This is a genomic window from Streptomyces sp. P6-2-1 (assembly GCF_050613165.1).
Taxonomy (GTDB): Bacteria; Actinomycetota; Actinomycetes; order Streptomycetales; family Streptomycetaceae; genus Streptomyces.
Genome location: NZ_CP192513.1, coordinates 1243194 through 1255464, shown reverse-complemented (window position 1 = coordinate 1255464; position 12271 = coordinate 1243194). Strand labels below are relative to the sequence as shown.

Here is a 12271-nt window from a genome sequence, read left to right as displayed (position 1 = left end):
GCGGCGTCCTGGTGCGCGCGGACCGAGCGGTTCGCCTGGTACGGACGGCCCGGGCGGGGGAGCATGACCGCATGACAGGAAAAGCGCCGGGAAAGGCGCGTTACTCGATCGCCTCGAAGGATTCGTTGCTCTCGATCGGCTCGGAGGGCTCCGTGCTGTCGATCGGCTCGGTCGGCTCGGCCCTGTCGATCGGCTCGGTGGGCTCCGTGCTCTCGGTCGGGTCCGTGGGCTCGGCGCTCAGCGCGCTGTCGTTCGGGTCCGTGCTCTCGGCCTGCTCGGGGCTCTCGCTGCTCTCGGTGGGCTCGTTCGGCTCGCTGCGCGGGAACGGGGCCGTGTTCAACCGGCGGACCGGTGTCGCGGCCGCCGCCACGCTCGCGGTCGCGGGGGGCCTGCTGGCGCGGGCGCGGCGCTGACCGGGGAGGGGGTACGGGTACGGGGCGGCTGCCCCGTACCCGTACCCCCTCCCGTACCCCTACCCCTTCAGCACCCGCCGTGTGTCACGGCCTGAAGCGCAGCAGCTGGGGGTCGTGGTCGCTGTTCTGCTGGGCGAACTCGGCGTTGATGTGGACGCTGTCGTAGGTGAAGGACGTGATGCCCTTGCTCACCAGGATCTGGTCGAGGACCTGGCTGTTGCCCTGGTAGACGTAGGTGTAGCGCTCGGCGGCGGGGAGCTGGTCGATGCCGGAGCGCAGGACCTTGCCCTTCGTCAGGGTCTTCGTCGTGCCGGAGAACGCGAAGTCGTTGAGGTCCCCGAGGACGACGACGCGGGCCTTCTTGTCGAGCGCGGTGAGCTGGCGGACGAAGGCGTTGACCGAGGCGGCCTGCGCGTGGCGCTGGGTCTCGGAGACGCGCACGGGCGGCTGCTGGGCGGCCGTCAGGGGCTGGTCACCGCCCTTGGAGTTGAAGTGGTTGGCGACGACGAAGACGGTCCTGCCGCGGAAGACGAACTCGCCGGCGAGCGGCTTGCGGCTGTTCTCCCACGCCGGATTCGCCGGGTCCACGCGGCCCGGTGAGGCCGCGAGCGCCGGGGCCCCTTCGCGCTCCACGACGGCCGTCGCCGTCGTCGCGTCGCCGCCCGCGCGGTCGGTGAAGGAGACCCGGTCCGGGTTGTAGAGGAAGACCTGCCGGATGTTGCCGCCCGGCTCGCCGCCGTCCTTGTCGTTCTCCGGGTCGATCCCGCGCCACGCGTAGCGCGGACCGCCCGCCGCCACGATCGCGTCGGTGAACTTCTTCAGCGTCCGCTCCGCCGACACCGTCCCGTCGTCCGTCGCGCCGTTGTCGTCCTGCACCTCCTCGATCGAGACGATGTCGGGCGAGGCGAGGTGCGTGACGACGCCCTCGGCGAGCGCGTCGAACTTGTCCTGCGGGTCGCCCGGGTCGAGGTTCTCGACGTTGTACGTGGCGACGGACAGCTCGCTCTCGGCGCCCGGCTTCGCCGACTCCCGTACGAGACCGCCGTCCTTCACCTTCCCGATCGTCGTCGCCGCGATCGTGTAGCCGCCGTACTGGTTGAAGTCCATCGGGCCCTCGGTCGTGCCCGTGAGCGTGTCCCCGACGTTCGCGACGGGGAAGGGCTGCTGCGCGACGGGGGCGAGCTGCTGGATCTGGAGGCGGCCGCCGTTCTGCGCGTCGTAGGCCCCGTAGAGCGTGCCGCCGCGCGCCGTCCTGTTCTCGTGCGGCTTCAGCGTGACCCACAGCTCCGCGTACGGGTCCGTCGCGCCGACGACGCGCGAGGTGCCGATGCGGACGTTCATGCCCTCCAGGGACTCGTAGTAGTCCGTGGCGAACTTCGTGGGGCGCAGCGTGAGGCCGTTGATGTCGCCGTTGTCGCCGGCCCTGCCCTTCGGCGTGAACGCGGCGGGGACGGTGGCGGCCGTGAGGGTGACGGGGGCGGGGACCTTGTTGCCCGAGGAGACGACGGTGACGGTGGGCTTCTCGATCTCGGTGACGGACTGGTTGCCCGAAGCGGCGCCCCCCGGCACGTACTCGACGACGTCGCCCTCGACCCGTACCGCGTCACCGACCGCGACCGTCGGCGCCGAGGAGGTGAAGACGAAGATGCCTTCGCTCGTCGCCGGGTTCTTGTCCGGCTTCGTCTCCTGGAACCAGAAGCCGCGCGAGCCGTACGTGCGCACGCCCGTCACGACGCCGTTCACGCCGGTGACGTGCCGGCCGGAGTACGGCGAGACACGGGTCGTGCCCTGGATCGTGTGGATGCTCGGGCCGTCGGCGGGGGCGGCCGAGGCGGGGGCGGTGAGCAGCATGCCGGCCGCCAGCGCGGTCGCTGTGGCCGCCGCCACGGCGAGCGCCGCGTGACGTCGGGCCGGGTGACGTCGGGAGGGAACGGGCATGGGGCGCGACTCCAGGTCTGAGGGCGGCCTCCGGGCGCGAAGGCCCGTGAGGAAGGATGCGTACCGCGAGTTCTACGCGCGTCAATGTCCGTCCTGGGCGGGGGAGTTGTCAAGGTTGCGCCGGTGGCGTGCGGGCGAAGCCGAGGTGAAGGGTGAGGGGCGGCGGAGGGGGAGCGTACGGGGGTGGGGGGGGGACAGGTGGGGCGGGCGTGGGCGCGGGGGCCGCGGGGCGGGTCGCGCGGGGCTGCCACCCGAGGGCGCCCGGCCGTCTAGGCTGAGGGGCGCTGTTCCGTACGTCCGAGGAGAATCCGCCGATGCCCGCACTTCCCCCCGCGCTGCCCCCGGCCCGCCTGGAGTCCGAGCCGCTGCTCGCCAGGGCCGCGCTGGCCGCCCCGGTCCTCGCCCGCGCGGTCCGCCTGGCCCGCTGGGCGCACGCGGAGACGCGGGTCGGCGCCGGTGGCGAACTCGTCGAGGAACAACTGCCCGAAGCCGCCAAGGAACTGGGCCTGACAGGGCCCGACGCGGAGGCCGAGGCGAGCGAGGCGTGGCGCGTCGCCGTCGACACCGGGCTGGTGGAGGTCAGCGACCCGGAGGAGGACGGCGAGGAGTACGGGAGCGCGGCGCCCGGCGACGACCTCGCCCAGCTCACGTCGGGCAGCCCGCAGGACGCGCTCGGCCTGTGGCTCGGCGCGCTCGACACGCTCCTCGCCGACGCGAGCATCCCCGACATCGAGGACCTGGACGAGCTGACCGGCGCCCTGGAGGGCGGCGGGACCGTCGACTTCGACGCGCTGGGCTGGGACCCCGAGGAGGAAGCCGAGTTCGTCGACCAGGCGCTCCTGAGCCTCTACCTCCTCACCGTCTCCGAGGGCGGCTCCACGGACACCCCCGTGCCGCTGCCCGCGCTCGCCGCGGCGATGGTGGTGCCGGACGACATGCCCGAGCCGAGCGACGCGATCCTGGAACAGGTCTCCGAGACGATGGTCCGCCTCGACGCGAAGTTCCGGCTCCTCGAACCCTCCGGGCTGCTCGTCTACGAGCCGCTCGACGAGGCGCTGCTCGTGGAGGCCGACGCGGGCGAGCCCGTCGAAGCCGAGGAGGAGGACGTCTCGCGGTACGGGCTCGTGCACTACACGCCGCTCGGCCTGTACGGCGTCCACGAGCGCCTGGTCGAGGCCGGTATCGAAGCCCCGGTCGTCGGGGACCTGGCGGAGGCGGCGGCCGACGTGCTGCTCGCGGGGATCGCCGAGTACCCGGCGCCCTCGGTGCGCGCCGAGCTGGAGGGCTGGCTCGCGAGGCGCGAGGCGGTCGCCGCGGCGTCCGAGCTGCTCGCGGCCGCGAAGGGCGAGGACGCGGAGGCCCCGGTACGCAGGCTGCGCGCGCAGGAGGCGCTCGAACTCATCGGCGCGGGCGCCGAACCCGCGGTACGGGCCGTGCTCGATGACGCCGAACTCGGCGGCCTCGCCCGCGTGTGGCTCTCCGAGCGCGGGCTGCCCGACGTCCCGCCGCCCCCGGCCGACCTCGTCTTCTGGCTCACCGTCGACACGGTGGCCGCGCAGCTCGCCGTCGAGGGCGAATCGGCCGAACTCCAGGCCCTCGTGGCGGGCCTCGCGGCCCAGCACAGCGGCTTCTTCGACGCCGCGTGGCGCGTCCAGCACCCCGCGACGGCCGAGGTCCTTGAGGCGATGGGCCGCCTCCACCCCGACAAGCGCACGGCGAAGGAGGCCCGCAAGGCGGCCTTCAAGGCGAGGTCGGCCGCGGGCGGTTCCGCCGCGGGGCAGGGCGCCTCGTAACGGGGACGGGGCGGGGCGCCTCGTAACGGGGGCGGGGCGGGGCGCTCGTGGCGGTACGGGGGCGGGTCGCCCCCCTCGTACGGGGCCGCCCCGCACCGTACCGCCCCGCACCGTGCCCCCGTGCCGAACGGGGCAGCCCGCCGCGGACCCGGTGCCCTCCCCGCGCGCGCCGCTTTCCTAGGATCGTGGCATGAGCGGACGGGGTGGGGCGCGGGGGTTTCGGGGGCTCGTCGATCCGGCGACGCCTCCTGAACGGCCCGATACGCGGGGGCCTTTGCGGTACATCTGGTGGCTCGTGCGGCGGCAGCGGGGGCGGGTGCTCGCGGGCGCCTTCTACGGGAGCGCCTGGAGCGTCGCGCTGACGCTGCCCCCGTACCTCCTCGCGCGGGCCGTCGACGACGGGCTCGCCGCGGGGGACACGGGCGCCCTGCTGGGGTGGGCGGGCGCGCTGCTCGCGGTCGGCGCGGTGACCGCGTGGCTCGGCATCATGCGGCACCGCACGATGACGCGGGTCCGCATGGACGGCGCCTTCCGCACCGTGCGCCTCCTCGACGAGCACATCGGGCGGCTCGGCGCCACGCTCTCCGGGCGCGCCTCGTCCGGCGAGGTCCTGACCGCGGGCTTCACCGACGCGGCTCGCATCGCCGACGTGCTGACCATCACGGGTCCCGGCGTCGGCTCGGTCCTCGCGTACGGTGTCGTCGCCCTCCTCCTGCTGCGCGTCTCGCCGCTGCTCGCCGTCGTCGTGCTGCTCGGGGTGCCGCTCCTCGCGCTCCTCGTCGGGCCGCCGCTCGCGCGCCTGCGCGGCGCCGAGACCGCGTACCGCGATCGGCAGGGCACGCTCGCCGCGCGCCTCGTCGACCTCGCCGAAGGGCTGCGCGTGCTGCGCGCCTTCGGCGGCGGCGCGGGCTTCGCCGAGCGCTACCGCGCGGGCTCGCGCGAACTGCTCGACAGGGGGCTGCGGGTGGGCGCGGTCACGAGCTGGGTCGAGGCGCTGACCGCGGGACTGCCCGCCGTCTTCCTCGCCGTCGTCACGTGGCTCGCCGCCCGTCTCGCCGTGCGCGGCGAGATCACGACGGGCGAACTCGCCGCCGTCTACGGGTACGTCGCCGTCCTCGCCGTCCCCGTCGCCTTCTTCATCGAGGGCGCGCACTCCCTCACGCACGGCGTCGTCGCGGGCCGCCGCGTCCTCGCGCTCCTGCGCCTGGCCCCCGCCCACGCGGACCCCGCGCACGGGCGCGCCGCACCTCCCTTCCCCGCGCCGCTGCACGATCCGGAGACCGGCGTCACGCTCGCCCCCGGCCGCTTCACCGCGCTCGTGAGCGGCCGTGCGGCCGAGACGGCGGCGCTCGTCGAGCGCTGCGCGGGCCTCGCGCCCTCGCGTGTCACATGGGACGGCGTGCCGCTCGACGCCTACGCGCCCGCCGAGGTCCGCGCCCGCATCCTCCCCGCCGACCATGACGGCGCGCTCTTCGCCGGGACCCTCGGGGACGTCATCGCGGGGCGTGGCGAACCCGCGTCCGGCGCGGTGGACGCCGCCGTGCGCACCGCCGTCGCCGAGGACATCGTGCGCCTCCTGCCGGGGGGCGTCGACGCGCCCGTACGGGCCAGGGGCGTGGGACTCTCGGGCGGGCAGCGGCAGCGGGTCCTGCTCGCCCGCGCGCTCCACGCCGCGCCCGAGGTCCTGCTCGCGACCGAGCCGGCCTCCGCGCTCGACGCGCACACGGAGGCCCTGCTCGCGGCCCGCCTGCGCACCGACCGCGCGGGCCGCACGACGGTGCTCGCCACGACCTCGCCCTCGTTCCTTGGCCGCGCCGACGTCGTGCACTGGCTCGTGGACGGCAGGCTCGCCGAGAGCGGCACGCACCAGGAACTCATGGCGCGCTGCGCCGCCTACCGGGCCGTGGTGGCACGCGAGGAGCCGGAGGACGAGAGGAAGGGGACGGAGGAGGTGGCGGCCGGATGACGCACCCCGAGCCGACGAAGGCCCCCACCGAGGCCCCTGCGAAGGCCCCCGCCGAGGCCCCTGCGAGGAGCCCTGCGGAGGGCCTCGCGGAGGGCCTCGCGAAAGGTCCCGCGAAGGACTCCGTGGAGAGTCCCGCCCTCCCCGTCGCCTCCGGACGCGACGTCCTGGGCGCCGCGCTCGCGCTCGTCCGCGCCGACCGGCGCGGCTTCCTCGCCGCCGTACTGCTCAACGTGTGCGCGGTCGGGGCCGGGCTCGTCGCGCCCTGGCTGCTCGGCGAGATCGTCGAGCGGGTACGGGCGGGGAGCGGTGTGAGGACCGTGGACCGGCTCGCCGCCGGCATCCTCGCCGCCTCGCTCGCGCAGATCCTCCTCACCCGCTGGGCCCGTCTGCACGCCCACCGCTTCGGCGAGCGCGCGCAGGCCCGCGTACGGGAGCGCTTCGCCGCGCGCCTGCTCGGGCTGCCGCCCGCCGTCGCCGAACGCGCGGGCACGGGCGATCTCGTCGTGCGCGGCACGACGGACATCGCCACGGTGGGGACGACGCTGCGCGACGCGGGCCCCGAGGTCTTCGTCGCCGCCCTCCAGGTCCCGCTGATCCTCGGCGCCGCCGTCCTCGTGAGCCCGCCCCTCGGCGCCTGCGGCGTCCTCGGCCTCGCCGTCACGTGGGCAGCGGCGCGCTGGTACCTGCGCCGCGCGCCCGCCGCGTACCTCGCCGAGGGCGAGGCGAACGCGGCGCTCGCCGAGGAGGTCACGGCAAGCGCGGCCGGGGCCCGTACGACCGAGGTGTACGGCCTCGCGGAACGCCGCCTCGTCCGCGTACTCGACCGCGTCGCCGCCGCGCACCGCGCCCGCGAGGGCACCCTCGCGCTGCGCAGCGTGCTCTTCCCGGCCGTCGACTTCGGCGCGTTCCTGCCCGTCGCCGGGGCCCTCCTGCTCGGCGGACTGCTCCACGCGCACGGCCTCGCGAGCCTCGGCGCTGTCCTCGCCTGCGCGCTCTACCTGCGCAAACTCTCCGATCCCGTCGACATCCTGTTGCAGTGGCTGGAGTTCCTGCAACGCGGCACGGCCTCCTTCGCGCGCGTCGAGGGCCTGGGGCTCGTCGGCGGCGAAGCGCCGGTCCCCGCGCCTCGCGCGCCCACCGGTGAGGGGACCCTGCGTCTGGAAGCCGTGCGGCACTCGTACGACGGCGACCGCGTGGCCGTGCGCGATGTGGACCTCACCGTGCGGCCCGGTGAACGCCTCGTCGTGGTGGGCCCATCGGGCGCGGGCAAGACGACGCTCGGGCGTCTCGTGAGCGGGGCGGAGACCCCGAGCGGGGGCGCGGTGACGCTCGACGGGGTGCCGGTGCACACGCTGCCCCCCGGCCGCGTCGTCCTCGTCACGCAGGAGCACCACGTCTTCCTCGGCACCCTGCGCGAGAACCTCGCCCTCGCGGCCCCCGGAGCGGGCGACGCGGACCTGGAGAGCGCGCTCGCGACCGTGGGCGCGCACTGGGCACGGGAACTGCCCGCCGGGCTCGACACGCCGCTCGGGCCCGGGGGTCTCGCACCGGACGGCGCGGCGATCCAGCAACTGAGCCTGGCCCGCACGCTGTTGCTCGACCCCGGCGTCCTCGTCCTCGACGAGGCGACCTCGCTCATCGACCCCCGTACCGCCCGCCGTACCGAACGCGCCCTCGCGGCCGTCCTCGCGGGGCGCACCGTCATCACGGTCGCGCACCGCCTCCACACCACGCGCGACGCCGACCGCGTCGCGGTGATGGAGAACGGCGCCCTCACCGAACTCGGCACGCACGACGAGCTGGTGAGGGCGGGGGGCACCTACGCCGGGCTGTGGCGGGCCTGGCACGGCGAGGACGCGGGGTAGCGCCCGCGCGGGCGCCGCTCACTCCACGCGCAGCCGCGCCCCCAGCTCCCTTTCATGTCCCACCTCGCGCACGGGGCCCGTCAGGCGCACCCCGTACCGCAGGCGGTGGTCCGCGCTCGACGCGGAGAGGCGGAACTCCAGCGCGCCCGGTTCGACCACGCGGCGGCCCGCCAGGCCGGTGAAGGAGGCCACGTCGGCGGGGATCTCGACGTGCACGCGGGCCGATGCCCCGGCGGCGAGCGGCACGCGGACCGCGCCGACGAGACGCTGTTCGGGCTGGACGACGCTCGCCACCGGGTCGTGGAGGTAGACCTGGACGATTTCCGTGCCCGCCCGCTCGCCCGTGTTCGTGACCGTCAGGGCGAGCCGGACCGTGCCGTCCGTGGGCACCTCGCGAGGGGTCTCGGCGCTCAGGTCCGCCCAGGAGAAGGACGTGTACGTGAGGCCGTGGCCGAAGGGGTAGGCGGGGCTCGGGTCCAGGGCCGAGACCTCGCTCGGGCCCGCGAGCGGGGCCCGCAGATACGTGCCGGGCTGCCCGTCAGGGGTGCGCGGCACGCTCACGGGAAGCCGCCCCGACGGCGCCGCCCGCCCGCTGAGCAGTGCCGCTATCGCCCGCGTGCCCTCCTGACCGGGGAAGAAGGCCTGCACGAGCGCCCCCGCCTCGTCCACGGCGCGGCCGAGGGCGTACGGGCGGCCCGCGAGCAGCACACCGACGACGGGCGTGCCCGTGCCGAGCAGCGCGTCCAGCAACTCCTGCTGCACGCCGGGGAGCGCGAGCGAGGGGGCGTCGCAGCCCTCGCCGCTCGTGCCCCGTCCGAAGAGCCCCGCGCGGTCCCCGAGCGCCGCGATCACCACATCGGCCCCGCGCGCCGCGTCGAGCGCCTCGGCGAAGCCCTCCGTGCCCTCGGTGTCGATCCCGCACCCGGCCACGGTGACGACGTCGCTGTCGGCGAACTCGGCGGCCACCGCCTCGTACAGCGTGGGCAGCGCGATGCCGGGTGCCACGTCCGGGTGCGCGCCCCCGACGTGCACGGGGAAGGCGTAGCAGCCGAGCACCGCGAGCGGCGCGACGGCCTGCGGCCCGATGACCGCGATCCTGCGCGGCGCGGCCAGCGGCAGCACGGGGCTCCCGTCCTGGGCCGCGTTGCGCAGCAGGACCAGGGACTCGGCGGCGAGCCGCGCCGACAGCTCCCTGTGCGCGGGCGGATCGAGGTCCACCGTGCCCCGTACCGCCTCGGGGCTCAGCTCGGCGCGGTCGCTCAGGGCGGGCGGTACGGGGTCGAAGTCCGCGTCCAGCAGGCCGAGTTCGGCCTTCTGCCGGAGCACCCTGCGGACCGCGAGGTCCACCGTCGCCTCGTCCACGAGCCCGGCGTCGAGCGCGGCGACGAGCGGGGCGCCGAAGGCGTCGACGGTGGGGAGTTCGACGTCCACGCCCGCGCGCAGCGCGAGCGCGGCCGCCTCGGCATGGTCGGCCGCGACGCGGTGGAGCGACTGGAGGAAGGCGATGCCGAAGTAGTCGGCGACGACCGTGCCTTCGAAGCCCCAGGTCTCGCGGAGCAGCCCGGTGAGCAGCGCCTCGTCGGCCGCGCTCGGCACCCCGTCCGTATCGGTGTACGCGTGCATGACGGAGCGCGCGCCGCCCTCGCGCAGCGCCGCCTCGAAGGGCGGCAGGACGACGTCGGCGCGCTCGCGCGGGCCCATCGACACGGGCGCGAGGTTGCGGCCCGCGCGCGAGGCCGAGTACCCCGCGAAGTGCTTGAGCGTCGCGATGATCCCGGCCGATTCGAGCCCGCGCACGTACGCGGCGCCGACCCGCCCCACGAGGTACGGGTCCTCGCCGATCGTCTCCTCGACGCGTCCCCACCGCAGGTCCCGTACGACGTCGAGCACGGGCGCGAGCCCTTGGTGCACGCCGACGGCGCGGAGCGAGTCGCCGATCGCCGAGCCGACCCGCTCGACCAGCTCGGGGTCGAAGGAGGCGCCCCAGGCGAGGGGCACGGGGAAGGTCGTGGCGCGCCAGGCGGCGAAACCGGCGAGGCACTCCTCGTGCGCGAGCGCCGGGATGCCGAAGCGGTTGCCCGCGATGACGCGGGCCTGCGTGCGCAGGAGCGAGAGCGCGCCGAGCCCGGGATCGACGGGGGCGGTGCCGAAGGGGCGGGTGAGCTGGCCCAGTCCGTGCGGGAGGAGGTCGTCGAGCGCGGGCGGGGCCTGCATGTCGTGCTGGTGCGGGGCGACCTCGCCGCCCTCGGGCGAGGCGCCGACCCACAGCCCGTAGAGCTGCGCGGCCTTCTCCTCGCGGGTCATCGCGGTGAGCAGCGCGTCGACGCGGGCCGCGCGCTCGGGGGTCAGGCGGGGGGCCTCGGGGCGTGGAGCGGGGGTCGTACGGGGCTTCTGGGGGGTCACGCGGGTGGTCACTTTCCTCCCACGCCCATCAGCCCCTGGATGAGGGCCCGGCGGGCGAACAGGTACACGAGCAGGACGGGCAGGGTGGAGAGGACGACGGCGGCGAGCAGCCCGGGAATGTCCACGCCGTACTGGGTCTGGAAGTTGTAGAGGCCGAGCGTGACGACCTTCGTGTCCTCGGACTGGGTGAGCACGAGGGGGAAGAGGAAGCCGTTCCACGCCTGGAGCGCCGAGAACACGACGACGGTCGAGAGCCCGCTGCGCGAGAGCGGCAGCACGAGCCGCAGGAAGACCCGCCACGTGCTCGCCCCGTCGAGCGTCATCGCCTCGTACAGCTCGTTGCTGATCTCGCGCATCGTGCCGGTCAGGATGAGCGTGCAGATCGGCAGGCAGAACGCGGCCGTCGGCAGGATCACCCCGATCAGGTTGTCGTAGAGACCGGCCTTCGAGATCACGTAGAACATCGGGATGATGACGGCCTGCGCGGGCACGGCGAGCCCGAGCAGGAAGAGCCGGAAGACGCGCAGCGTCCCCGGGCGCGCGCCGCGCACGACGGCGAAGGCGAGCGGCGGCACGAGCAGCAGCACGAGCGCGACGACGCACACGGTGACGACGGCGGTGTTGAGGAAGTAGCGGCCGAAGCCGTTGTCGAAGACGTTGAGGTAGTTGTCGAGGGTGACGTGGCGCGGGAGGCCGAGCGGTCCGCTCCTCTGGTAGTCGGGGCGCGACTGGAGCGTCGCCGCGAGCAGCACGTACAGCGGCAGCCCGATGAGGACGAGCCACACGAGCGAACCGAGACCGGCGAGGAAGTTGGGCCGCTCGCCCGGGCGGCGGGTACGGGCGCGTGCCGCCCCCGCGCGAGGGGGGCGCGTCCCCGGCGTCCTGCCCGGGGTGGTCCTCCGGGAGGCGGTGAGGCTCATATCCCCTCCTGGGTGCCGGTCATCCTGTCGTAGCCCGAGAGCCGGACGACGGCGAGCGAGATGAGCGTCGCGACGACCACGAGGAGCAGCGCGACCGCCGAGCCCGTCCCGTAGTCGAAGCTCTTGAACGCCTTGTCGTACATGTAGTACGCGGTGATCGTCGTATCGGTCCCCGGGCCGCCCTGCGTCAGGATGAGCACCGTGTCGAAGGTCGTGAGACCGCCGACGATCATGAGGATCACCGAGGTGATGACCGAGTTGCGCAGCTGTGGCAGCGTCACGTGGAAGAACTGCCGCCAGCGGCCCGCCCCGTCGATCGCCGCCGCCTGGTAGAGGACTTCGGGGATCGCGCGGGCGGCGCCCTGGTAGATGAGCGTGTGCAGCGGCGTGAACTGCCAGGCGGCGACGAAGACGAGCACGCCGATCGCCGTGGACTGCTTGCCGAAGAGGTTCCCGTCGCCGAAGAGCCAGCTCAGCTCGGAGGGGATGCCGAAGTTGGGGTCGAGCAGCGCGCGCCACAGGACCGAGACGGCCGTGGCCGAGAGCAGCAGCGGGACGAAGAAGATCGCGGACAGGACGGCCCTGTTGCGCTGCTTGCCCGCGGCCCACACCCCGAGCGCGATGCTCAGCGGGGTCTGCACGAGGACGCCGAGCAGCGTGAGCAGGACGCTCAGCCACACGCTGTGCAGCAGGACGGGGTCGTCGAAGAGCTTGTGCCAGTTGGTGAGCCCGTTGAAGTGCGGGGTGTCGAGCCCGCTCCAGTCGGTGAAGGCCAGGACGGCCACGAGGAGGAGCGGGACGAGCGCGAAGAGCGTGAAGAAGACGACGGCGGGGAGGGTCCAGGCGACGCCCGGGCGGGCGGCGAACCGCCCGGCCCGGGACGTGCCGCGGGCGCCGCCCGCCGGGGACGCGGCCGGGGCGTCCGCCCGGTGCGCCGTCGGCGCGGGGGAGGGGGAGGTCACGGTTCCTGCCG

Annotated in this window: 8 protein-coding genes; 4 read left to right on the top strand and 4 right to left on the bottom strand. The window is 74.9% G+C overall.

All coding sequences use genetic code 11. The features are described 5' to 3' along the window. Positions 1-71 precede the first annotated feature (71 nt). Positions 72-413, top strand: a complete 342-nt coding sequence (locus ACQYWQ_RS05575) for a hypothetical protein (protein WP_431032769.1) — start codon at positions 72-74, stop codon at positions 411-413. Between the two features lie 84 nt (positions 414-497). Here the strand turns inward: ACQYWQ_RS05575 and ACQYWQ_RS05570 are convergent, their stop codons facing one another. Continuing rightward, positions 498-2351, bottom strand: a complete 1854-nt coding sequence (locus tag ACQYWQ_RS05570) for an endonuclease/exonuclease/phosphatase family protein (protein WP_431032768.1) — start codon at positions 2349-2351, stop codon at positions 498-500. 314 nt (positions 2352-2665) lie between these two features. Here ACQYWQ_RS05570 and ACQYWQ_RS05565 point away from each other — a divergent pair, with 314 nt between their 5' ends. The 3 genes from ACQYWQ_RS05565 (at position 2666) to ACQYWQ_RS05555 (ending at position 7975) form a co-directional block, all read left to right on the top strand. Then, positions 2666-4144, top strand: coding sequence for a hypothetical protein (locus tag ACQYWQ_RS05565; protein WP_431032767.1), 1479 nt, complete (start codon positions 2666-2668; stop codon positions 4142-4144). Between the two features lie 190 nt (positions 4145-4334). Further along, on the top strand, positions 4335-6110 hold the full coding sequence (locus ACQYWQ_RS05560; RefSeq protein WP_431032766.1) for an ABC transporter transmembrane domain-containing protein: 1776 nt from the start codon (positions 4335-4337) through the stop codon (positions 6108-6110). After that, entirely contained in the window at positions 6107-7975 is a 1869-nt protein-coding gene (locus ACQYWQ_RS05555) for an ABC transporter ATP-binding protein (protein WP_431032765.1), read from the top strand. Before ACQYWQ_RS05560 ends, ACQYWQ_RS05555 begins: the two co-directional genes overlap by 4 nt. 18 nt (positions 7976-7993) lie before the next feature. Here ACQYWQ_RS05555 and ACQYWQ_RS05550 read toward each other — a convergent pair whose 3' ends face one another. The 3 genes from ACQYWQ_RS05550 to ACQYWQ_RS05540 are packed head-to-tail and all read right to left on the bottom strand — an operon-like array spanning position 7994 to position 12260. Beyond that, a complete protein-coding gene (locus ACQYWQ_RS05550) occupies positions 7994-10390 on the bottom strand; it encodes a glycoside hydrolase family 3 N-terminal domain-containing protein (protein ID WP_431032764.1) in 2397 nt (798 codons plus the stop codon). Continuing rightward, positions 10387-11298 carry a carbohydrate ABC transporter permease gene (locus ACQYWQ_RS05545; protein WP_431032763.1) on the bottom strand — a complete coding sequence of 304 codons (912 nt, stop codon included), beginning with the start codon at positions 11296-11298 and terminating at the stop codon, positions 10387-10389. Before ACQYWQ_RS05545 ends, ACQYWQ_RS05550 begins: the two co-directional genes overlap by 4 nt. Further along, on the bottom strand, positions 11295-12260 hold the full coding sequence (locus ACQYWQ_RS05540; RefSeq protein ID WP_431032762.1) for a carbohydrate ABC transporter permease: 966 nt from the start codon (positions 12258-12260) through the stop codon (positions 11295-11297). The genes ACQYWQ_RS05545 and ACQYWQ_RS05540 overlap by 4 nt, the downstream gene beginning before the upstream one ends. Positions 12261-12271: the final 11 nt, after the last annotated feature.

Excerpts from the sequence above, each read along its gene's own strand:
- ACQYWQ_RS05570 (WP_431032768.1), bottom strand. The coding sequence starts at position 2,351 with ATGCCCGTTCCCTCCCGACGTCACCCGGCCCGACGTCACGCGGCGCTC.
- ACQYWQ_RS05560 (WP_431032766.1), top strand. The coding sequence starts at position 4,335 with ATGAGCGGACGGGGTGGGGCGCGGGGGTTTCGGGGGCTCGTCGATCCG.
- ACQYWQ_RS05545 (WP_431032763.1), bottom strand. The coding sequence starts at position 11,298 with ATGAGCCTCACCGCCTCCCGGAGGACCACCCCGGGCAGGACGCCGGGG.
- ACQYWQ_RS05555 (WP_431032765.1), top strand. The coding sequence starts at position 6,107 with ATGACGCACCCCGAGCCGACGAAGGCCCCCACCGAGGCCCCTGCGAAG.
- ACQYWQ_RS05565 (WP_431032767.1), top strand. The coding sequence starts at position 2,666 with ATGCCCGCACTTCCCCCCGCGCTGCCCCCGGCCCGCCTGGAGTCCGAG.
- ACQYWQ_RS05575 (WP_431032769.1), top strand. The coding sequence starts at position 72 with ATGACAGGAAAAGCGCCGGGAAAGGCGCGTTACTCGATCGCCTCGAAG.